General features: G+C 42.0%; 16 protein-coding genes and 1 pseudogene. 6 read left to right on the top strand and 11 right to left on the bottom strand.

Features of this window, described 5'->3' with window-relative positions:
- Positions 1-2: 2 nt before the first annotated feature.
- Positions 3-3,659 carry an urea carboxylase gene (uca, locus tag J7E21_RS09390; protein WP_215106947.1) on the top strand — a complete coding sequence of 1,219 codons (3,657 nt, stop codon included), beginning with the start codon at positions 3-5 and terminating at the stop codon, positions 3,657-3,659.
- Entirely contained in the window at positions 3,622-5,367 is a 1,746-nt protein-coding gene (atzF, locus tag J7E21_RS09385) for an allophanate hydrolase (RefSeq protein WP_215106945.1), read from the top strand. Before uca ends, atzF begins: the two co-directional genes overlap by 38 nt.
- A 183-nt stretch (positions 5,368-5,550) precedes the next feature.
- Here atzF and J7E21_RS09380 read toward each other — a convergent pair whose 3' ends face one another.
- Entirely contained in the window at positions 5,551-5,856 is a 306-nt protein-coding gene (locus J7E21_RS09380) for a MerR family transcriptional regulator (protein ID WP_215106943.1), read from the bottom strand.
- An 885-nt stretch (positions 5,857-6,741) separates the two neighbouring features.
- On the opposite strand from J7E21_RS09380, the gene J7E21_RS09375 reads away from it, so the two are divergent.
- Positions 6,742-7,194, top strand: coding sequence for an OsmC family protein (locus tag J7E21_RS09375; RefSeq protein WP_215106941.1), 453 nt, complete (start codon positions 6,742-6,744; stop codon positions 7,192-7,194).
- A 416-nt stretch (positions 7,195-7,610) separates the two neighbouring features.
- On the opposite strand, the gene J7E21_RS09370 is transcribed toward J7E21_RS09375, so the two are convergent.
- From J7E21_RS09370 to J7E21_RS09350, 5 genes are all read right to left on the bottom strand, one after another.
- Positions 7,611-8,837, bottom strand: a complete 1,227-nt coding sequence (locus tag J7E21_RS09370) for a DUF1572 domain-containing protein (RefSeq protein ID WP_215106939.1) — start codon at positions 8,835-8,837, stop codon at positions 7,611-7,613.
- Between the two features lie 165 nt (positions 8,838-9,002).
- A complete protein-coding gene (locus J7E21_RS09365) occupies positions 9,003-10,340 on the bottom strand; it encodes a uracil-xanthine permease family protein (protein WP_215106937.1) in 1,338 nt (445 codons plus the stop codon).
- A gap of 642 nt (positions 10,341-10,982) precedes the next feature.
- Positions 10,983-12,284 carry a glycosyltransferase gene (locus J7E21_RS09360; RefSeq protein WP_215106934.1) on the bottom strand — a complete coding sequence of 434 codons (1,302 nt, stop codon included), beginning with the start codon at positions 12,282-12,284 and terminating at the stop codon, positions 10,983-10,985.
- A complete protein-coding gene (locus J7E21_RS09355) occupies positions 12,274-14,313 on the bottom strand; it encodes a glycosyltransferase family 4 protein (protein ID WP_215106932.1) in 2,040 nt (679 codons plus the stop codon). The genes J7E21_RS09360 and J7E21_RS09355 overlap by 11 nt, the downstream gene beginning before the upstream one ends.
- Before the next feature lie 366 nt (positions 14,314-14,679).
- Entirely contained in the window at positions 14,680-15,135 is a 456-nt protein-coding gene (locus J7E21_RS09350; RefSeq protein WP_215106930.1) for a hypothetical protein, read from the bottom strand.
- Positions 15,136-15,482: 347 nt separating this feature from the next.
- On the opposite strand from J7E21_RS09350, the gene J7E21_RS09345 reads away from it, so the two are divergent.
- Together J7E21_RS09345 and J7E21_RS09340 are read left to right on the top strand one after the other, a co-directional pair.
- Entirely contained in the window at positions 15,483-16,367 is an 885-nt protein-coding gene (locus J7E21_RS09345; protein ID WP_215106995.1) for an oxidoreductase, read from the top strand.
- A gap of 512 nt (positions 16,368-16,879) precedes the next feature.
- Positions 16,880-18,409 (top strand): FAD-dependent monooxygenase, encoded by a 1,530-nt coding sequence (locus J7E21_RS09340; RefSeq protein ID WP_215106928.1) that lies wholly within the window; start codon positions 16,880-16,882, stop codon positions 18,407-18,409.
- Positions 18,410-18,679: 270 nt separating this feature from the next.
- On the opposite strand, the gene J7E21_RS09335 is transcribed toward J7E21_RS09340, so the two are convergent.
- The 3 genes from J7E21_RS09335 to J7E21_RS09325 all read right to left on the bottom strand — a co-directional run bounded on the left by J7E21_RS09335 (position 18,680) and on the right by J7E21_RS09325 (position 20,921).
- Positions 18,680-19,273, bottom strand: coding sequence for a hypothetical protein (locus tag J7E21_RS09335; protein ID WP_215106926.1), 594 nt, complete (start codon positions 19,271-19,273; stop codon positions 18,680-18,682).
- Positions 19,274-19,276: 3 nt separating this feature from the next.
- Entirely contained in the window at positions 19,277-19,894 is a 618-nt protein-coding gene (locus tag J7E21_RS09330; protein ID WP_215106924.1) for a hypothetical protein, read from the bottom strand.
- Between the two features lie 124 nt (positions 19,895-20,018).
- Positions 20,019-20,921, bottom strand: a complete 903-nt coding sequence (locus J7E21_RS09325) for an exonuclease domain-containing protein (RefSeq protein ID WP_215106922.1) — start codon at positions 20,919-20,921, stop codon at positions 20,019-20,021.
- A 441-nt stretch (positions 20,922-21,362) separates the two neighbouring features.
- Between J7E21_RS09325 and J7E21_RS09320 the strand changes: the two genes are divergently transcribed.
- Complete coding sequence (locus J7E21_RS09320) at positions 21,363-21,710, top strand: GIY-YIG nuclease family protein (protein WP_215106920.1); 348 nt, start codon at positions 21,363-21,365, stop codon at positions 21,708-21,710.
- On the opposite strand, the gene istB is transcribed toward J7E21_RS09320, so the two are convergent.
- Together istB and J7E21_RS09310 are read right to left on the bottom strand one after the other, a co-directional pair.
- Positions 21,705-22,448 carry an IS21-like element helper ATPase IstB gene (gene istB / locus J7E21_RS09315; RefSeq protein WP_215106918.1) on the bottom strand — a complete coding sequence of 248 codons (744 nt, stop codon included), beginning with the start codon at positions 22,446-22,448 and terminating at the stop codon, positions 21,705-21,707. The genes J7E21_RS09320 and istB overlap by 6 nt on opposite strands.
- A pseudogene (locus J7E21_RS09310) lies at positions 22,418-22,740 on the bottom strand (hypothetical protein); the annotation flags it as partial. The pseudogene J7E21_RS09310 and the gene istB, both read right to left, overlap by 31 nt.

The following is a 22,740-nucleotide window of genomic DNA, read 5'->3' as shown; positions in this document are numbered from 1 at the left end:
TCATGTTCAAAAAAATATTAATTGCCAACCGTGGTGCCATCGCAGTTCGAATTGAACGTACATTACGTGAGATGAACATCAAATCAGTCGCTGTTTATACAAAAGCAGATCAGGATAGCCTGCATGTTGACCTCGCGGATGAAGCCATTTTAATTGGTGAGGGAGCAGCAAAAGACAGTTATTTAAATGCAGAACTCATTTTAAAGACCGCTCTTGAAACTGGAGCAGAAGCAATCCACCCTGGCTACGGATTTTTAAGTGAAAATGCGGATTTTGCCCGCGCCTGTACTGAACACGGGATTGTCTTTATCGGTCCAACACCGGAACAGATGGAATTATTCGGGTTAAAACATTCGGCACGTGAAATCGCGGAAAATGCAAATGTCCCGCTTTTACCTGGGACTCCACTGATCACTGAATTAAATATCGCCTTGTTTGAAGCAGAACAAATCGGCTATCCGGTTATGTTAAAAAGTACAGCTGGCGGCGGTGGTATCGGAATGCGTGTATGCATGGATGAACGTTCGCTGCGTGAGGCATTCGATTCTGTTTGTCACCTGGCAGCAACCAACTTTAATAATGGCGGGGTGTTTTTAGAAAAGTATATTCAGAAAGCACGTCATGTGGAGGTTCAAATTTTCGGCAACCAGTTTGGTGAAGTAGTGGCATTGGGTGAGCGCGATTGTTCCATTCAACGTCGCAACCAAAAAGTTGTCGAAGAAAGCCCGGCTCCCTGTCTTTCGTCTTCTGTCCGTGAAGCGATGCACACGGCAGCAAAGCGCTTAGCTGAGGAAGTCGGCTACCATAGCGCTGGTACAGTCGAATTTTTATACGATCCGGATACAGAGCTTTTTTACTTTCTTGAAGTAAACACACGACTTCAGGTGGAGCACGGTGTCACTGAAGAAGTGCTGGACATTGATTTGGTTGAGTGGATGGTCAAAGAGGCGGCTAACGAATTGCGTTCACTCGATACGCTATACTCCACACCAAAAGGCCATAGTATCCAAGCACGTATTTATGCAGAAGATTGCTTAAATGATTTCCGTCCTAGCGGTGGACAGCTCGATCAGGTTCGCTTCTCTGAGCATGCCCGAATCGAGACATGGATACGTGATGGCCTGACAATCACTCCGCTATACGATCCAATGCTTGCGAAAATCATTGTTCATGCAGATTCCCGTGACGAAGCTATTAATCAATTAAGCAATGCACTTAAAGATACACGTTTATACGGGGTCACAACAAACTTACAATATATAGAAGCATTTTTGCAGGAAGAAAACTGCCGCTCAGGCAATGTACATACACAGATGCTAAAAGAATTTGCACCAGCTGAAAGTGCAATTGAAGTTCTTGATGGTGGTATTCAAACGACTGTGCAAGACTGGCCCGGCCGCGTTGGGCATTGGAATGTCGGTGTGCCGCCTTGCGGACCAATGGATCCCTTCTCCTTCCGTATCGGCAACAAGCTATTAGGCAACGATGATCAAGCGGCAGGCCTCGAATTGACACTTCACGGCGGCTCATACCGTTTCCGTGGAGATACCGCTTTTTGCCTGACAGGTGCAGATATGAATGCCACTCTTGATGACAAGGCAGTACCGATGTACACAGTAGTGCATGTTAAGCGTGGTCAAGTGCTTACATTTGGTGAATTAGAAAAAGGGATGCGCACCTATTTGCTCGTCTCAAATGGATTTGATGTACCGCTTTATCTTGGCAGCGCTTCTACCTTTACGCTGGGCGGGTTTGGCGGACACGGTGGACGCGCACTCCGAACTGGCGATGTTATCCGGGTAAACCCATATACCAAAACTTTTTCTTCAAAACTAGAAACTAGCCATCAGCCGATCTTAACGAAAGAATGGACAATCGGCGTTATCCCGGGTCCACATTCTACAGTGGAGTATTTATTGCCTGAGTATATGAAGCAACTTACCTCTACAAGTTGGGAAGTGCATTTTAACAGCTCTCGGACCGGCGTTCGCTTATCAGGCCCGGCACCACTGTGGGCTCGCGAAGATGGTGGTGAAGCAGGATTGCACCCATCCAATATCCACGATAACGCCTATGCAATCGGCACACTGGATTTAACCGGAGATATGCCCATTTTACTTGGACCAGACGGACCTAGTCTCGGAGGTTTTGTTTGCCCGGTCACAACAGCTTCTGCTGAATTTTGGAAGATTGGGCAGCTTCATGCCGGTGACCGCATCCGCTTCCAGCTTGTAACATTGGAAGAAGCAGAGAAATTACGGGATGAACAAGAGCTGCACCTGAAATCGATCGAAACTAAAGATCATGAAACGATGGCTCTGCCCTCTTTGTCGGCAGAAGCTTCCCAGTTATCATCCAGCTATCCTATTCTCGTTCAACAAACAGAAAGCCGCTTCCCTATGACAATCCGTGCTGCTGGGGATGAGCATATACTCATCGAATACGGCGAAATGGAGTTGGATCTTTTACTTCGTTTCCAAGTTCATATATTGATGGAAGCAATTGAGGCGCGCGAGGATATCCCATTGCTGGATTTAACTCCGGGCATCCGTTCCCTGCAGGTTCATATTGATTCATCCAAAATGCCTATTTTATCTCTTTGTTCCATCATTAAATCGATAGATAAAGAGCTGCCTTCACTTGAAGAAATTGAAGTGCCGTCGCGTGTCGTACGTCTCCCCCTTTCTTGGGACGATCCTGCCACCCAATTGGCCATCGACCGTTATCAACAAAATGTCCGTCCAGATGCTCCTTGGTGTCCGAGTAATTTGGACTTTATCAGACGCGTAAATGGACTTGATGACATTGAAGATGTGAAACGAACTGTTTTTGAAGCGAATTATCTTGTACTTGGTCTTGGAGATGTCTATCTTGGGGCTCCTGTTGCTACACCAACTGATCCACGCCATCGTTTAGTGACAACAAAATACAACCCAGCACGCACATGGACTCCAGAAAATGCTGTAGGTATCGGCGGCGCGTATATGTGTGTGTATGGTATGGAAGGTCCCGGCGGTTACCAATTTGTCGGTCGTACTGTTCAAGTATGGAATCGTCTGCGTGAAACTAAAAGCTTCCATGATGGAAAACCTTGGTTGCTTCGCTTTTTCGATCAAATTCAATTTTATCCAGTCAGCGCAGAAGAACTGCTTGTTATGCGTGAAGATTTTTCGCGCGGCCGCTTCGAAGTCGATATTACAGAAACTACCTTTAACCTTGGTGAGTATTTAGAGTTTCTTCAATCAATAGAAGAAACGACTGATGCTTTCCGTACCACACAGCAAGCGGCATTCAATGCTGAACGGGAAAGTTGGAGAGAGCTTGGCCTTGCAGAATATGTTTCTGAACAGGAAGTATCGGAAACATCTGAAGAAGTGTTGCCTGAAGGAGCTGAAGCCTTTCGCTGTTCGATGCCGGGGAGTGTATGGAAAGTCCTCGTCTCACCAGGCGATGAAGTTGAAAAAGGCGATACATTGATTATTGAAGAAAGCATGAAAATGGAATTTCCGCAGTTGGCACCATTTGATGGCTTCATTGAATCTGTTCACGTAATACCTGGAGATACGGTCCAGCCTGGGCAGTTGATTGTTTCTATTACTAAAGAAAAGCGAGGTGTATCCGATGAAAACGCAAAACTTGTCGCAAACACTGTCAATTAATGAACTAAGGGATAAATATAAAACAAATGAACTTACGCCTGAAGCGCTTTTTCAAGATATTGTTGCCCGTGCTGAAGAGGATAAGGACTTCAACATTTGGATAACCCCTCCGACCATGGAACTTATCCAGCCGTATTTAGATAGATTGAAGACATTTAACCCAGAGGAAAAACCACTTTGGGGTATTCCTTTTGCACTCAAAGACAATATTGACCTTGCAGGTACGGAAACCACAGCGGGTTGCGCTGAATTTGCCTACACGCCAACTGTACACGCAACCGTTGTTGAACGCCTCATCGAAGCGGGTGCGATACCGGTCGGCAAAACTAATTTAGATCAGTTTGCGACGGGACTTGTCGGCACAAGAAGTCCCTATGGGGAAGTTAAAAATGCCCTTAATCCTGAGTTGATAAGCGGCGGTTCAAGTTCAGGCTCTGCTGTGTCCGTTGCCCGAGGGATCACCGTTTTTTCACTTGGAACCGATACAGCAGGATCTGGACGAGTACCAGCTGGACTAAATCGCCTGATTGGTTATAAGCCAAGTCTCGGTGCTTGGCCGATTAAGGGTGTCGTACCTGCTTGTGCAAGCTTGGATTGTGTAACCGTATTTGCCAACTACTTATCAGACGCACAGCTTGTTGACAGCGTGGCTCGCGGACTTGATGAGTCAGATCCTTGGTCGAAAGCGATAAAGCACCATCCAAATGCATTACCCCAAAAGGTCTGTTTGTTACGTGAACCACCTGTTTTCTTCGGTCCATTTTCTGCAGAATACAAGCAGGCTTGGGAAGCAACAGTCGAACGCATCAAAATGCTTAATATTCCAATCGAATATATCAACGGTGACTATCTATCTGAAGCAGCAGCTGTTCTTTATGATGGTCCCTGGGTTGCAGAGCGTTGGGCAGATTTAGGTCCGTTTATTACAGAAAATGAACATACCGCTTTTCCTGTTACAGAAAAGGTGCTGCGCTCCGGTGCTAAACCCGAATATACCGCCGCTTCTGTCTTTAAAGCGATGCATAAGCTGCAGGCATTCAAACAAAAAGCGCATAACCAGTTGAAAAATTGCGTTCTTATCATGCCGACCTCAGGGGGGACATGGACACGGGATGATGTGCGAGAAAACCCGATCCAAACAAACAGCGACATGGGACTTTATACAAATCATTGTAATCTGCTGGATCTTTGCGCAGTCAATATCCCAGCTGAAGATGCTGCAGAAAATCTCCCATTCGGCATTACGCTGTTTTCCGGAAATAAGGATGAGCATTTGATTACTGGTTTGGCCGATTTATTTTTACATCGCCGTTCCTCTCCAGAAAAAAAGAATACTACATTAGTAGCTGTATGCGGATTACACATGCGTGGTTTCCCGCTTGAAAAACAAATGATTGAGCATGAAGCTGTCTTTATTCGAGAAGCCAAAACTGCACCTAAATACAAAATGGTGAAGTTGGATTCCCAACCGCCTAAGCCTGGTTTAACGCGAACCAGTGAACCGGCTGCTTCTATTGAACTGGAACTATGGGAAATGCCCCTTTCCCAGTTCGGCTACTTTACATCACTTATCCCTTCACCACTTGGAGTCGGAACGATCGAGCTGGATGATGGAACAGTTGCTCAGGGCTTTGTCTGTGAAGGCGCTGCTTCAGAATCAGCAGAAGATATTTCATCCACTGGCGGTTGGCGCTATTATGTGAAATAAACCAAATATTTCTTGAAACTGAAAAAGCCTGATAAACAGGGACTACTAGTTAAAAACTAGAATCCTTATTTATCAGGCTTTTTACTATGGCGGCAACAAAAAAATAATTGTCGCCAGAGCGTGTGTAGGGAGAAATGTCCTTAGATTGAACACTTACATGCCACAATGCCGCTTAAAAATATTCTATTTTCGCAGGTTAAAATGGGCATTAAATTGCCCTCGGAGCATCTCATCACGATAGTCTTCTTTTTTCTTTTTATTGCTAAAGTCTTGTTTTATTTCATACGTCTGGACGCCATCTTCTCTTTTATCAGCGATTTCTAGCAGCAGTTCTACATCAGAAAAGGAATATTTTCTTGTGCCACGCTCGGTTCTTTCTGGAAAAACCAACCCACGTTCCTCATAATATCGAATTTTCCGTTCAGATAAACCTGTTAATTCAGTCACAATGCCAATGGTAATAACCTTTTTATCTTTAATCGAAGACAACGTTGTTCCCTCCTAACAGGTTTTCAATTTGTACTTGTGGTCGTATTACTAGTATATCTTATTTTCATTATTGATGTTAGAAAACCTAACATCAAAATACATTTGGTATATATGAACTAAAAAAATCTAGTGTTTTATGGTAATTTCAAATTAATCAATGACTCTTTTCATTAGAATAGGTCCACCGATAATTCGAGCCCTTTCATCAACCCGTAGGTGGCAGTTAGGCTTTTTCTTTCGTACCATATATTCTAAGTGAATACAGCCAACGAAATGAGCCACTTATGCCATATTCCAGAGCCACTTTGGACATCAGAGTACCACTCATAAGAATAAGAAAACCGCTTGAGGAATGTTGATTTTCTCAAAGTGGTAATCGTGCAGTATAAATTATTGTGTCCTGACAACATCGTTTAGGATCTTGTCTTCTCCCAGAATGCGCTTGTGGTCATTTTCAAACAAGGGGAATTGAACCGCCTGCCGGTAAATACTCTATAAACTGATTTATATCATTTTGTAGTTTACCAGCAGTTCCCATTACCTCCCCACTAGCGTTGCATAGCTTCTAGTTGCTGTGAGGCATGGAAGCTGTGCAACGCTAGTGAATATTCCCTGTGTGGCACACAATTTATGTGGATGAATTAAATGAAAAAACCACACCCGCAATGTTGATACAGCAGATACGGAAATGTATGGAGTAAAAATTATCGTGTATTGTCAGAATCGTTTTAACACGGCCAAGTGATTTTTAATTTTAATAACGGATCGCCTTTTCTTTTAACAAGCTCTTAACCGTTTCACTCTTTACACTCGTATAGTTTTGCAATTTGAAATTATTAATCTATAATTAAGCTTTTAAGTTTACTACGGAATAGGAGTGTTGAAATGACAACAAAACAATTAGTAAAAATGGAAACGCGTGGAACTTGGGAAGGGAATTTAAAAACTTCTATCTATGCAAGGGAGTTTTCGCCTTTTATCATAGACGAACCTGAATATTTGGGAAGCACCAATGAAGGTCCGAATCCGCTTGAGTATTTATTGGGCGGATTGACAGGTTGTACATCCGTGATGATTGGATTGATAGCGAAGGAGAAGGATTTTTCTTTTCAAGGAATAGAGTTTAGCAATACCGGTACAATTGACGCGCGAGGCATGAAGGGAGTTGAAGGAGTTTCTTCTCATTTCCAAACTGTTAGTTTTGAGGCGGTTTTTTCAACAGATGAAAGCGATGATCGACTGGAAGAATTAAAAAAAGAAGTGGAAAGAAGATGTCCTATCTACAATCTAATTGTCGATGCTGGCGTAGCAATTGATTCCAAGTGGTATAAAAAATAAAAATTCCACTCTTCTTCACGAATAGAGAAAGACCCATTATTGAAAATATACTCTTATAAACGAAAAGGGAGAGAAGATGCGCTTTAATTAGCCTCTTCTCTCCCTTTGTATTCAAGTACGTTGATTAGTAACTGTGCCCTGTGTGCGAGACAGTTATGACTATTTACGCAAAGATATAAAAATGCATGAAGAATCTTTCATTTTTAAGGATCTAGATGATTCTTCATGCAGTATATCAGTATACGTGGAATTGGGTTTGACACAGGGAAGCTTTTTTAATTTGCCGGACTTACCGTTCATCTATAAAGAGTTGTGTGCTGTCGATCCAAAATAAGAGCTGCCCACCTTTTTTTCGGATGGACAGCTCTTCTTGTTCATTTACAAGCGAGTTCGACTCCCTAAAAGATCACTCTGCCTTAACGCGGGACATACGCATAAGCTTTATCGTCTTCTGTCACTTCGACCAACACTTCAGATGGCACCTCTTGCTCTGCCGCCTGTTGCTGGTCGATCTTCACGGGCACCAGTTCTTTCAAGCTCTCCAAATTGCGGTATTTCAATGCCTTCAGCCCGAAGTTGATCTTCACTTTATAGTTTTCTTCAATGCTTTTGACTTTCTCTTCAATGCCTTGAATCAAGGAATGATTCTCCGCCACGATTTCCGCCAAAGTCTGCGATTTCACGTCGGCTTCCTCGTAATTCCGAATGGTCCGGAGATAAGGCTCATAGCATTCCTGGATAAATTGCACATTCAATAGCAATAGTTCCTGTTTGGCGTTGAAACGCCCGATGAGTTGCTCGTACTCTTTTTTCACAGGGGCTTCTCCCCATTTCCGCAGTGTTTCGTGCTCTTTCAAACCTTCGACGCTCGCCGTTATCGCCTTCAAGTCTTTCGTCAGCACTTTCAAGTCTTGCAGCGTCGCCGTATAAAACCCTTCGATTTCCGCGTCTTCCACGCCGCCGAGTGTGATGCCGTTTCTCCGGAACCGTTCGATGACTTCTTTGAAATAGCCGAAACGTGCCTCGATCTTCCCCGCAAAATCGTGTTCCCGGTGTTGGATCAGCGTGTCCAATTTCTGTTCCATAATTTTCAAAGAGCTTTGGATTTCCATCAATTGCTGCTGGCCGACGACGGTCGTCAACAAGCTCATGCTCGCATGGGCCAGGAGCCCAGGATTCACTCGTTTCACCAATACTGCCTGCTCGTAAATTCCTTTGACGCCGTCTTTTCTTACTGCGGGAACATAGCCCTTGCCGTTGACCCGCTCAATCAGCGTCATGCTCTTATCCTTCAAGCCCTTCACCACTTCAGGGCTGAACTCGACGCGGTAGGTCCGGCTTTGACGAAACACCACCGCCCCGTCTTTCAAGGTCTCTGCGATAATCGGAATCATATTCGCCGGAATCTCGATCCGCTTGTAGCCGCTCTTGACCATTTCCCCGTCATCCAGTTCCGTTACGGTTGGATTCCAATGGCTATCATCATCTTCGGGCTCCGGTTCATCCGCTTCCAGCTCTTCCGCCACGCTTTCACTCGGCGTTTCTTCTATTTGTGCAGCTGCGTCTTTATTCTTTCTAGAGTAAATAAGGACGCCCACGACTATCACTACTATTGCCGCCATCAGGATATATATAGATTCCATACTCGATGCCTCATTTCTTTGGTATTTCATAGTTTACTAAAGAAATGTCCATTAATAAAATACTTAAGCCGTATCCATCAACCTTTGAGGTCACGGGATACGGCTTTTTCTTCGTGTTATGGTTGCCAATAAGCTGAATTGCGTTTGGCACGCAGCGGCATGAGTCTATGCTTCTTCTTTCACGGATTCCTCTGGAATAATCAGGTTCAATGCAATAGCAACAAAACAGGCTATTGTTATTCCAGATCCACCAAACAATAACTTGATAACTTCCGGAAACGCGTTCATCGCATCGGGTACTTGACTTAATCCGAGTCCAAATACTAAAGATAATCCAATAATAATCTTTGCTCTTTCGTTTAAAGGCTCTGATGTCAATATGGCTATGCCAGTTAACGTAATCTGAGAAAAAATGATTACGGTGGCACCTCCAATAACTGCTGGCGGCATTGTGGAGATAAGAGCTCCAACCTTAGGAATCAGGCCAGCCAATATTAAAAACCCAGCGCCAAGAGCTACGACAAATCTACTCATGACTTTTGTAAATGCGATCATTCCTACATTTTGGCTAAAAGATGTATTGGGCAAAGAATTGAAAATCGCGCCTAAAGAAGATGTAAACCCATTTGCGATGACTGAGCCAGAAAGCTCCTTTGCTGTGGGTTCTCTGCCTGCTCCCCCAGTAGTCATCGCTGTAACATCTCCAACGGTCTCAACAGATGTAACGATAAACATAATCATCATAGGGAGTATAGCTCCCCAGTAAAATTCCATAGGAAAATAAAATGGTTGTGGAACTGAAAACCAGCTAGCTTCTCTCATTGCTGAAAATTCTACCATCCCCAGTGGCAGAGCCACCATATATCCAATAATAATACCGATTAAAATGGAGGATGTTTTCGCCATTCCCGTTGCATATCTATTGAGAAACAGCACAATGGCCAATACCAGTAAAGCCACCAACCAGTTTTGAGCTGATCCAAAATTTTCAGACCCGCTGCCTCCAGCCATCGAGACAATACCTGTAGGTAAAAGTGACAAACCGATCGTAAGTACGACTGTACCGGTGACAATTTTCGGAAAGAACCTTCTTACTTTCTCTATGAAAAACCCTAAGAATCCGCCAAATAAACCTCCTATAAGACTTGCACCCAATAATCCTGATATGCCATAGGAGCTTGCGATCACGATATTGGTAGGAAGAAATCCAAAACTTGTACCCATAACTACTGGGAGTCGTGCTCCGACCATCCATATTGGGTAACATTGGATAATCGTTGCAACTCCTGCCATGATCATTGCACTTTGAATCAATATCGTTAAATCAGTTCCTGTTATGCCAACCACACCTGCGATGATGATCGGGACAGCAACATTACCTAAAAACATTGCAAAAATATGCTGCAATCCCAAAGGTACTGCTTCTTTTAATGGGGGTACACCATCTATATCGTATTTATTTGTATTCTTAATCTTCGTGTCAGCTCCAACTATTTCCTTCATAAAACACCTCTTTTCAATTCTATTTAGATGTTATTCGACCCAGATAGTAGACAACTGAATTTTTATTGTTTTTAAAAGAATAAAAAGTCATGTCACCTTCGGTATACAGGATTCTGCGCTTCATGCGGACGCTTTCCGCGGACGAAGCGCTGAGCCTCCTCGTCCGCTATCGAAACCCTTGTGCTCCCACATCTGCGTAGCAGATGCGTCGCAAATGAATGCGCTCAGCACTGCTTCGCTCATTCATTTCCTGCGGGGTCTCATCACTCCGTTCTTCCGCTGGAGTCGCCGCATTGCGCTCCGAATCCTTGAGAGATTGCTTGTAAAAAGTGTAGTAGTTCGTGACTCTCCCTGATTTGAGCCACCTGCTGACAACCGGTCTGGGCACGGCTCCCGCCATGAGCCCGTGGACGCGCTGGCGCTGAGATCGTCACTTACTAACAAGGAATCTTCTGTTTTCCCACTAACTTACTAACAGATATGAAGCAAAACAGCTGCGACTCCTGCGGTAAAGCGAGACGACCGAGACCCCGCAGGGAGCGCAGAGACCGAGGAGGCTTGGGCGCGAGCCCGCGGAAAGCGCAGCTGTTTTGCGGAATATCGACAACAAAAGATTATTAGTTCAGCTTATATATTTGTATTTTATTCGATCTCCAATATTTTTTTTACTGCATAATCTGCGCCTCTTTCTCTTGAGACGTTTCGCCAATACAGTAAATTGTCTTTAGAAATCTCTTCTATATCATTAAATGCCTTTGCTAATTCTTCTTTGCTGAAATTATTTGGATCCAGTACTCTTCCTAAATTATTCTTTTCAACATCATAGGCAATATTAAACTGATCGCTGGAAAACGGTAAGATGACCATCTCTTTTCCATGGTACATAGCTTCGGTTAACGTGTTGCATCCACCATGAAAGACAACTGTGTCTACATGATGCATAAGCGCGATTTGAGGGATAAAACCTTCTATGATGGTATTGGGCGAGCTATATTTTTTTAATTCCTCCGCATGGCTGCCTGCAGATACGATCAATAGCGCATTCGGGTGACTTTCTCTGGCCGACAGGATCAGTTTTTCCAGTACATCTTTTCTGTTCGATAAAAAAGTTCCTAAACTGATCATGATTTTCTTTTCGTTTGTATCTATTTTTTCCATCCATTCTTCATCTAACGTAACCGCTTCAAATGAATTTCCTATAAATAGTTCCTTCGGGTTTTCTCCATTTTTTTCGATATTGTTAAAATCAAAATAGTTGTAGATAACAGCTATTTCAGAAACTAAACTAAAAGCATTGCTGATTGTTTTAATCGACTTATTTTCAATGATAATATCGTTGAAAACTTCGGTAAATTCTCTTTGTGTTTGGGTGGAAACTTGCTTTAACATCCTCAAATCTTCTTCCTTGACCGTTATAGCCTCAGGCCAGCTTTTCGGTACATTAAAATACTTTCCTTCTTTTGGAATCGTATTGGGATGGGGCGGGCAAAATGTCACAAAAGGCAGTCCTAAAAAATACAAGCTCAGCGTGACAGAGTACGATAATATATCGACCACATAAAGATCCACATCTATGGAATCATCGATGGACTTTATCTTATCGATAAGCTCTTGCGGATTATAAAGCATATCCGCCTTTCTGTGGCGAGACTGCGTGATCAGTGTTTCCACTGCCCCTTTTTTGGTCGACTCAAAAAATTCTTCTAATCTTAATCTCTCCGTATCCGGTTGTGTTGTGTGTTCACCTTTTCCTATATTTTTATTTGAACTGATGTCTATTTCATAAAAATCCAAATTCTCTTTCAAGATTTTTTCCTTGAATTCTATGCTGCAGCCAAATGTCACTTCTGCACCATTTTCTTGAAAACTTTTGGCTAACACGAGCAACGGGTTAAAATGCGAATAAAAAGGCGGACTGATAAAAAAGATCTTTTTATATTTCATTTTCTTTTTCCCCTTTTAAAGACAAATAGAATGACACAAACTCATTTGAAATCTTTTGAATAGAAAAGTTTTCATCCACTGTTTGTTGTCCTGCAGCTTGAATTTTTTTCGCTGCAACTTTATCGATGTTAGAATCATAAAGATGTTTTTCCGTTTCTTTGGCAATCGTTTCCCAATTACTTGTGTCGATTAAAAATCCATTTTCTCCATTTCTCATATAACTTTTAACCCCACCTTTTATCGGTCCCAAGGTTAGGAAACCGATCGACATCGCTTCTAAAATAGCGATGCCAAACTCTTCTTTTACACTTGAGCACAGATAAATATGTGGATAGGTAAAGTCTCTCTTAATAATATTCCTTTCAAGCAATCTTATATCCAAATTCGACATGGCACCTTTATGTATGAACCTGTCTTTGAACTCGGGATGCTTTTGTAAGTAATCCTTAAAAAAATCAATCACCATTTTTTCTTCTTTACTCGGTCTCTCCAAGTCTCCACCGATTATGAGAAGATTATGGGTTTCCGAAAGCTTGGAGTTTGACCACGCTTTTAAAAGTTCCATCTGCCCTTTTAAAACAGCTAATCTCCCGACGTTTAAAATGACGGGTTTTTCAAAAAATCCTGTATTTTCTTCACTCACTTCTATAAGACGATTTGAATAGGCATCTCTGTTCTCTTCATCCATTGATTGGCCTGTTTGTATGCCTTCACCGATCATTTTTATTTTGCTATTTACATTGTCATCTTTAAATTGAGGGAAATAGACCCCAAGTTCTGTTTTCACATCTGCATTCCCGATACCAATGATTCCATCACTTGTGTGGATTAATTCGTCGCCTATTTTTATCTTGTTCAGTTTTTCAATAAGCTCGTTAAAACCAAGTTCTTTTATATGCCCCGATCCATCAAACATGTTTCGGTGCGGGTCTGGCGTTAGTGTAAAGACAAGTTTGCTATTTAAATCTTTACATAGATGGGCAACAGCTTTAGAAGCGTTGTCTAAAAATCTGATATGAAAGACATCGGGCTTTATGTTTGACCGTTTTAAAAAATTGGCTATCTGTCTTTTTATAAATAACTCTCTTTTGATAAACTTGTCGCTTACAGACTGATCTAAATAGATTGGCAATCTAATAAATATGTGTTTATCTCCATGAAAGCTGATAAAGGGCTTAGTGGATTCTTGAGTGATCGTAATAGTAAATACATGAGCTATACGACTATCTTTCGACACCTCTTCACCCAAACCTTTTAATAATACAGCTAAGCCTCCATTATTTCCTTTCCCGCTATCTTCAAAATCCCCATAAAACATCGACTGCAAAATTGAAATACCTTGCTTTTCAAATTTAAAATCTGTCTGGAGAAAGTCCATATAACTATCAAAAAACACGTTGTTTTTCTCATTCATTACATTGTTCTTCACAAATGAATGATCAACAATTTCCAGTGGATACAAATTCATCAATAAATTCATTCCCTGGATTTTTATGCTGTCCGGGTAATCGAAAGCCAATAATTTGTATATGGCATCTTTAAATCCCTGTCTGTTAAAGCGATCCAGATAGTCCAGTAAGATAGAAATGATTTCTAAATCCAGTTCGTATTTCTGAAGCATCACTAAGATATCGTCATCACTTAACATATCCAGGTCACATTCGATACAAAGATCTAACACATGATATAGCTTTTGACTATCATACTGTTGGTTTACGAGTATGTCTTTTGTCTTTTCCTCTACTATTTGCTTGATCTCGTCATCGAATAAGTTTAAAACAGCATCTACTATAAATCGGTCTGTAGTTGAATGCTCTCCTAAAAACGAGAGTAATTCATCTATTTCCTTTTCACCTAGTTTCTCTTTCAACTCTAGCTGCTTGATCGTTTGGATTTGCTCAATCACTCTTGTTTCATCGGAATTTATAGCCTTACTGTTATTTATGTACTCATCTAAAAATTGGAGAGGATAACTATGATTACTTTCATTGTCATAAACACGATTTCTGAACTCAATAAACTCGTTCATTTTTCACCCTCCGATGCTTTCAGCAGATTAGTTTCTTACTATTCTATACCACAGGAAGTGCTACTATATGCGCAGACGCTTCTTCATTCTTTATAATAGAACGAAAGATGCCAATTAATGCCAAAACTATTGAAGCAATTAGGGGCAAATATACTTCATTCCTTATACATCATTTCTTTGCACTGCATAGTTCACTAGCCAATTAGACCTAAAGGAAACAATATACTTTACTCACTCCTTCAGGCCATTTACTGAGTGCAGGACAATAAAAAAACCACACTTGCCAGGTTGATTCAGCAAGTGTGGAAATCTATTATATGTGTGAAGAAAAGCTTTTTCAGTTCCGTCATTCGACTAGATTACTCATCATTTATGAACAGCCATAATCTCTGTCATCAACCCAACCCAGTCGTCTCTCTTGAAATCATACAACTCCAGCTCTGTCTTTCTCAAAACCATGTGGAGGCTGTCGAATTTCTCGTCTGAGCGGAACCGCCACCAGCTTTTCGCGGTCGACGTCTGGGTGCCTGGCTCAAAGTACGTCAATGTGATTTCGGGATCGACGATGTCCTCCACCCGGTCGATGTCCAACAAATTATGCGAGAAATCAATATAAAGGCCGAGCGCCGCTTTATGAGGCGTGATGGATCCGATTTTATAGGCCGATTGCGCGTCCGTTTTCTCAAGCGCGTCATTCCACGGAACCGGGTTATCGCTAACGATCAAAATCCGGCCGTCCTCACTTGTTTCAACCTTGCAATTCGGCAGGCTGTTAAACACTTCGATCATCTCGCCCATTTTTTGTTCTACCATTTTGTTCATTTTACTACCTCATTCCTTTCAACTCATCTATCATTTTTGAATGCTGCACTTCCTGCTGGGCACGGCAACACCGCTTAATTTCTTGTTCCACTATCTGCTATTCTATCATGTTCACCCCTTTGCTCCGTGTTTAAATTGTACGCCCGACGCAACGGCACAATCCCCAAACCATTCTGCAGCAGGCATGATTATGTAAAATGCATGAATTGTCGTGTATTGTCAGAATCGTTTGGAATTGTGTCTTACACAGGGACATTTTCTCATCGGATTATCAGCAGCCGAATTAGGGTACATTTGATATGAAAAGTAGAATCAAACTAGGAGCTGAGCTTGTGGAACCACATACAATGACAGGAAAAACGGCTATTATCACGGGGGCCAACAGCGGACTAGGACTGGAAACAGCTAAAAATTTCGCCCGGCTAGGTGCACGGGTCATCTTGGCTGTCCGTGATATCGAAAAAGGAAATGCCGCTAAACAAGAAATTGTAGAAGAATCTTCTCAGGCAACTGTCGAAATCATGCAACTCGACTTGTCCGATTTGGATAGCGTACGGAATTTTGCAGAAACGATCATCAGCCGTTTGGACTCACTCGATTTACTGATCAACAATGCCGGCGTGATGACGCCTCCTTATGCAAAGACGAAAGACGGCTTTGAGCTGCAGTTCGGCAGCAACCATATCGGGCATTTTGCGTTGACGGGCCTGCTCTTGCCTCTCCTTATCCAAACAGAGAATTCGCGGGTGGTCACACTCAGCAGTCTCGCCCACCGGAATGCTGCCATTGATTTTGACAACCTGGACGGCTCAAAAGGCTATAAAGCCATGAAATTTTATGGCCAAAGCAAGCTGGCTAATTTAATGTTTGCAACGGAGCTCGATCAGCGACTGAAGCAACATGGCTCATCGACGCTTAGCATTGCTTGCCATCCAGGGATTTCTGCGACCAATCTTTTTAAATTGGGCAACCGGGAAATGCCCCGAATTTTCAGAGGGCTCATGACCCGCTACTTACAGCCTGCCGCAATGGGGGCACTTCCCACAGTCTATGCCGCAACGGACCCTGGCATCACAGGTGGCGAATACATCGGTCCGGATGGCAAAGGCCAACGGAGAGGCTACCCGGCTTTAGAGAAACCTGATCCGGCAGTGAATGATGAAGCAATCCGCCAGAAACTCTGGGACGTTTCAGAAGAGCTGTCCGGCGTCACTTTCGATTTCAGCAAATAACGCTTTCGAAGTGAACATGTTCAAGGCCATAGAAAAGAGCGTATGCGATCTCCTTGAGGGAAATTGTATACGCTTTTCTAGTTTTTATCTCCTGTCACTTTCCTGCCCTATTATTATAAAATAGATAGGCGGCAACTTGCTTGAAACCGGTCGATTAAGGATATAGTAGCTGTACAAGATCTTTTTCAATCAGCCTCACATGTTTTTTCTTATCAGTACTTTTTCGATACTCATTTTTAGCTGTTGAACTTAAATAATTACATTAACCGATATTCCGCAAAACAGCTTGCTTTCCTGGGGGCTCGCGCTGAGCTAACTCGGCACTTCGCTTGGTCCCTTGGGAGTCTGCGCTGTTTTGCTCCATATCTTCAGACACTTCTCTCAGCAAAGGCACTGTCCAAAGCGTCAAAGCGGTATCTATACTTTTTCTTGAATTCAACTTATATAGCTGTTACATCACATGTGAAACTGAACCGATCAGCAGGCGTGCTACTCATTAGGAGGTCTCTAGGATGAACCCACAAATCTTAATCGTCGGAGCTGGACCCACTGGCTTGGCTCTGGCCTATAGCCTGGCGCGTCAAGGCGTGCCGTTTCGGATTATTGATAGAAATGCAGGACCCGGCACCGCGTCACGTGCGCTCGCTGTGCATGCGCGCATATTGGAGCAGTACGATCAACTGGGCCTAGCCGAACGCAACGTCAAGCGGGGGCATCCGATTTTGTCGTTGGATATCAGCGACGGCAAAAAAGTAAGGGCCCAAGTGAAATTCCATGCGCTCGGCAAAGGGCTGAGCCCGTTTCCGTTTATCTTGAGTTTGCCGCAAGACGAGCACGAAGAAATTCTCGTGGACGAATTAAGTAAAGTCGGTATTGAAGTGGAATGGAACACCGAGTTGCTTTCGTTTGAAGACACAGGACGAGGCGTGAACGCCGTGATGCAACAACTAGGACAGCCGGTAGAAATAGCGGAATTTGCCTATTTATGCGGATGCGACGGGGCCGGCAGCATGGTCCGAAAAGGACTGGAACTCGACTTTCCCGGCGGCACGTACAAGCAATTATTCTTTGTCGCCGATATCGAAACCGAGACACCGGTAGACGACATGGAAAAGATGGACATGTACATGGACGATGACGGCTTTATGCTGTATATGTCCGTCCGCAATGCCAATACGAAACGAATCCTCGGCATTGTGCCCGAGGAATTCAACGAACGTACCGATCTTCAATACAGTGAAATCAGCGATTACATTGAAAACAAAATCCGTGTGAGGGCGGCCAAGGTCAATTGGTTTTCGACCTACCGCGTCCATAACCGCGTCAGCGAAAAATTTGCCAAAGGGCGCATCTTCATCGTAGGCGACGCCGGCCACTTGCACAGCCCTGCAGGCGGACAAGGCATGAACACCGGCATCGGGGACGCCATCAATCTCGCGTGGAAGCTCGCAGCGGTGATTCAAGGGAAAGCCGCCCCCCGCATATTGAGCACGTACGAACAAGAGCGCATCGTCTTTGCGCGCCGATTGATTGCGACGACCGACAAAGCGTTCCAAACGATCGTCAGCCAAAAACTGCGCGGCACTTTGCTGCGGCAGTATATCGTCCCCTACGTCTTGCCGTCGGTATTCAAATTCTCCTTTTCGCAAAAAAATGCGTTTAAGATCTTGTCTCAAATCCACATCAATTACCGCAACAGCCTCTTGAGCAAGGGCAAAGCCGGCAAAGTCTACGGCGGCATGCGCTTGCCGTGGATCGAAACTGACATAGGCGATAATTTCGCGCCGCTGCGCTCCGTCGATTGGCAAATCCATATATACGGCAAAGCGCAGCCCGAGCTCATCGACTTTGCCCACTCGCAGTCGCTGGAACTCCATGAGTTCGCCTGGGAAGCAAAAATGCACGATGCAGGATTCAAGCAAGATGCGCTCTACCTGATTCGACCGGATGGCCATGTGGCGCTTGCGACTGAAAGACAATGGCTGCGTGTGTTAAAAATGTATTTGGAGACTTTTGGGATTGTGGCTTTTGGAGCGGAGTGAGGGAGAAATAGTAAAGGAGGCTAGAGGAATGATTCCGTGGTGGGATTATTCCTCTAGCCTCCTTATACTTAAAAGCAAAAGTTCGCTGACATTCGCTGCAGTAAATTCTTCGCTTTTCTTCAAAGATACATATGTAATCGATATTCGTATTTTTGGTAAATGAAAAAATGCAGTGACTAGCATTTAAAAATGTCGTTTGCCTAAAACACCCTTTAGCGAAAAATTAGCAAAGGCCAACTGCTCGGTGAAGGGTGTTTCTCATTCTTCATTTTATATAAAGTCCTGCTGAATAGTTTCTTTTGTTTTACCTGTTCGTTCAAAAATAAAAGTGTGTATACTTTCAAGATCCTCTTCCTTCATTAGCTTTAGGAAAGTATCAACTTGCCGTTCAGTTCCTACAAAATATGCACTACTGTATTTAGGATCATTAAATAATTTATGATATTCTTGATAATCCATAAGGGTAATTCTGTCTTCAATTTGAATTAATATATTTTTCCATTCATTTATTCGTTTAGAGTGTATTGGTTTTTTTACACCTAACTCTTTTTCCTCTTCATTCTTAATTTGTTCAATAAACGATTCTACTTCTTTTTTATTGCTTGCTAGTTGCCATCGTTGCAATTTATCTAAGTTTTTTAAAATTTCATTTTTGTATTCGCTATATCTCTTTTTTCGAGGATGTTCTTTTAATCCTGAGTTTTTTTTCTTATCAATACGATAGTCGTTTAATTTTTTTGCTCCATATGCAAAAGCAGGAGCGACAATTTTGATAACTTCCTTATTTTCTTTTACAAACTTAATTGCTCCAGGTCCATTCTTTTTAGCAACATCTACTAAGTTGTTAATTGGCGATTTACTCATTATTTAAACCCTTCTTTCTTGAAAAATACATCGCATAGATTCTGATAAAAAAACTTCTTTTTGTTCTGCTCCGATAGACAACACTTCAAACGAATAGTCCTGTGTTGAAATTATATATAGTTCTTGATAAGTATAAAGATAAATTAAGTTATATTCTCGGCTCGTTCTTTCAGTCGCCTTAATATATTCAATTAAGCTACGAACTTCATACTCTTCTTCACCTTCTGCAAAAAGAAACAAATTGTTTTCTTCGAAGATTTTATAATTACCATCATTAAGTTTGTCCAGCTTATTACTAAAAGCTTCCTTAGTTTTATTTCCTGAACCCCAAACTGCTTCCGGAATGATAAACTTTATGACTCCGTCACCGTCTGTAACAAGTCTTACTCGGTGTTTCTTTAATTGTTCTTTCTTTTTTGAAGTGACATTATTTATGTGTTTATTGTATAAGGTTGAGAATTGAGCAACACCATACCTCAACCTTTGCTCTAGTGTTCCAGTCACTTCCACCCCAATGTCTTTTTGTTCATTCTGAATATCTGGCTGATCTCCCAATGAACTATTCTGATATTTTTCTGGGTATGTAGCTAAGAGCACTTGTCTTGCGTGTTCTTCCCGCAATTTAGTTTCATTTACCTTCAGTATATTAGACCCCACCTATCTTTCAATTACGATTTAAGTTTTTTATAAATACATTTCTTGGGTTGCTAGAGCTTTATTTTTTAAAGCGAGTTGGACAAATTTCTTATATCATTCTTACAAATTCATTTTCACTAATAATCTCGATTCTATGCCCCTTTAACAAAAGCGTTTCGGCTTTAACTATTTTAGAACTTTTAAAGCCTTCCGAAAATCGAGTTAAATCATAATCACCAATAACTAAATAGCTTGTATTCTTATTGACGCTATTCGAACAGACTCCTCCTCGATCAACAACTTTTTGTGCAGCCTCTTTACGTACCATAGAGTTAAGAGTTCCTGTAAAAACTACATTTGCTTCATAAAAAGAATGATCTGTCTCAAATTCTTCATTTTCAGTACTAATTAAAGTCAAATCGCTTTTGATTTTCTTATTGCCTGAAGGAGTATAGGATATACCATTGTGTTTACCAAGGTTCATATTAAACTTCTTCGTTAACTCAGTAATATTATTGCTGTCAGATAACTCCAAAGCTTTATTGATGACTTCACTACAGGCGTAAGCATCATCCAAAGCATCGTGATGTGTAAATTCGATACTTAAATAATCGGCTAATGTGGTTAGTTTATAGTTTATCAACTCCGGCCAAATTTTTTGAGATATTTGATATGAACATGTGTATTGAAAAATCGGATAAGGTTCATTTATGGCATTTAACGAACTACGCAATACACTCATATCAAAACTACTGAAATGGGCAACAATTAATTCATTCTCAATATGCCTCTTTAATGTCGGCCAATACTCCTTAAAAGTTGGGGCATCTTCAACTTTTTTTTCATCGATTCCATGAATCATAATATTATATGAATCAAAGGTCTGTTCGGGGTTTATATAAGTGTGGATTTTTTCTACTACATTCTTATCTTTTATTTTCACTAATCCAATTGAGCAAATACTATCTCTCCTGTTATTTGCAGTTTCAAAGTCTATAGCTATAAAATCCATACGCATTTTCCTTTCCTACAAAATTTCCAATAACACCAAGTTGTAAAAACACACTTCAGAATTCAATACTTCATTGGTAATATTATCCTACAAATACAAGTAAAAGCCTACTTATATTTTCAGAAATTTTAGTTTTATATATTAGTATCTTCCAAGCGTATGCATATCAGAACATACTCCTTTTACAAATAGTGCAAAATAAAAAAGACTCACTATAAGCGATCAACTAATTCAGTTGTAAAGCGTAAGGTTGGCAGTTTAACCACATCGCTAATAATTAAGTAAAAATTTTTTTCATAGTTACTTCAAAATCCTTTCTAAGTTATGAGTTTTTAACCTCATAAGTTTTATGCATCTAATACTAGCTTTTAAATTCGCATGAAAAATTCGGAAATAACATTTATTCACTATGCTAATATGGAAATAAAAGGGGATGTTTGAATGAACATTAATTTAACTTTAACTGGCGGTAAAATTACGATGGTGCCTAATGAAGAAGATTTACACCAGAAGAGGAATTACTATGTATACGAATGGTTTATAAAAGAAACTGGACAAGTTATTTATTTAGGAAAAGGGACGGGCAGCCGTTATAAAAATACGAAGCGAAACGATTACTTTAATCGACTTTTTGAGAAGTTCGAGTGTGATGTGAAGAAGGACAAGCTCGAGAACCAGTCGTGCCATGAAATAGAACCAAGGCGGACACGTTTGAGAACCACTTCGGACATCAGAGAACCACTCATAAGAATAAAAAGCCGCCCTCGGGCGGCCTTCTTATTCTTATGAGTGAATCCCTAGTCTTTCACGCATGGAAATCTTTCCGTCAATGAAAATGGAATGTGAACTATGAATCACCCGATCGAGGATGGCATCGGCCAACGTTGCTTCGCCAATTTGTTCATACCAACCGCCTGGTTCAAATTGAGAACAGAAGACGGTGGATGCGTTCTGATACCTGGCTTCAACGATTTCCAAGACATCTCTTGCCTCATTTTCAGTCAAGGAGACAAGCATCCACTCATCTAAGATCAATAAGTTTACCTTCCGGTAAGCTTTCATGGTTTTTTGGTAAGTTCCATTCAATCGCGCAAGGGCAAGCTCATCCAACAGATCCGGCAGCCGGATATACTTGGCGCTATAACCCGTACGGCAGGCACTGACACCCAATGCACAGGCCAGATAGGATTTTCCGTTCCCAGAAGCACCCTTAATAATGACGTTCTGCTTGTCCCCGATATAATTGCAACTGGCCAAGCGCAGGATGGTGGTTCGATCCAGCTTTCGGTCTTCGTGATACTGGAGGTCTTCGATGCAAGCGTCTGGCATGCGCAAATTCGCCTGCCGGATCAGCCGTTCCAGTTTGGTGTTCTTTCTGCGGATGTATTCACTGTCGATCAATAAATTGAAACGATCCTCAAAGGACAATTCTTTGTATTGGGGGTCGTTCATCTGGCTGTAATACGTGTCCGCGATGGCACTCAAGCGCATTTCATTCAGTTTGGTAATGGTGGATTCAATGGGCATTTATTTTCCCTCCCATAATAATCGGCCCCTCTGACAAACCCGTGCTCTTTTGAAAGGCTGATGTTTTTATTTCTGGATGGACTGGCAGTGATGACGTCACGCTCAGTCTTTAGAATCGTCTTAATCGTATTCAGGCTCATCCTCGGTGAGAAGGACAATGATTTTTCACAAGCGACTTCCAGTTCTTGCTCACTGTATTGCGTTCCAAGTTTGGAAATCGCCAGACACAGCTTTAACGCCTGTTTTTCATTTGTCCCATTTTGTAAGATCATTCTGATAGCTTTTTCCGTAG

It is taken from the genome of Planococcus sp. ISL-109, from assembly GCF_018613655.1.
Lineage (GTDB): Bacteria > Bacillota > Bacilli > Bacillales_A > Planococcaceae > Planococcus.
Note: the sequence above shows the minus strand (reverse complement) of the source record. Positions and strands in the feature narration are given on the sequence as shown.

Coding starts and splice junctions, on each gene's coding strand:
- uca (WP_215106947.1), top strand. CDS start 3: ATGTTCAAAAAAATATTAATTGCCAACCGTGGTGCCATCGCAGTTCGA.
- atzF (WP_215106945.1), top strand. CDS start 3,622: ATGAAAACGCAAAACTTGTCGCAAACACTGTCAATTAATGAACTAAGG.
- J7E21_RS09375 (WP_215106941.1), top strand. CDS start 6,742: ATGACAACAAAACAATTAGTAAAAATGGAAACGCGTGGAACTTGGGAA.
- J7E21_RS09370 (WP_215106939.1), bottom strand. CDS start 8,837: ATGGAATCTATATATATCCTGATGGCGGCAATAGTAGTGATAGTCGTG.
- J7E21_RS09365 (WP_215106937.1), bottom strand. CDS start 10,340: ATGAAGGAAATAGTTGGAGCTGACACGAAGATTAAGAATACAAATAAA.
- J7E21_RS09360 (WP_215106934.1), bottom strand. CDS start 12,284: ATGAAATATAAAAAGATCTTTTTTATCAGTCCGCCTTTTTATTCGCAT.
- J7E21_RS09355 (WP_215106932.1), bottom strand. CDS start 14,313: ATGAACGAGTTTATTGAGTTCAGAAATCGTGTTTATGACAATGAAAGT.
- J7E21_RS09350 (WP_215106930.1), bottom strand. CDS start 15,135: ATGAACAAAATGGTAGAACAAAAAATGGGCGAGATGATCGAAGTGTTT.
- J7E21_RS09345 (WP_215106995.1), top strand. CDS start 15,483: ATGACAGGAAAAACGGCTATTATCACGGGGGCCAACAGCGGACTAGGA.
- J7E21_RS09340 (WP_215106928.1), top strand. CDS start 16,880: ATGAACCCACAAATCTTAATCGTCGGAGCTGGACCCACTGGCTTGGCT.
- J7E21_RS09335 (WP_215106926.1), bottom strand. CDS start 19,273: ATGAGTAAATCGCCAATTAACAACTTAGTAGATGTTGCTAAAAAGAAT.
- J7E21_RS09325 (WP_215106922.1), bottom strand. CDS start 20,921: ATGGATTTTATAGCTATAGACTTTGAAACTGCAAATAACAGGAGAGAT.
- J7E21_RS09320 (WP_215106920.1), top strand. CDS start 21,363: ATGAACATTAATTTAACTTTAACTGGCGGTAAAATTACGATGGTGCCT.
- istB (WP_215106918.1), bottom strand. CDS start 22,448: ATGCCCATTGAATCCACCATTACCAAACTGAATGAAATGCGCTTGAGT.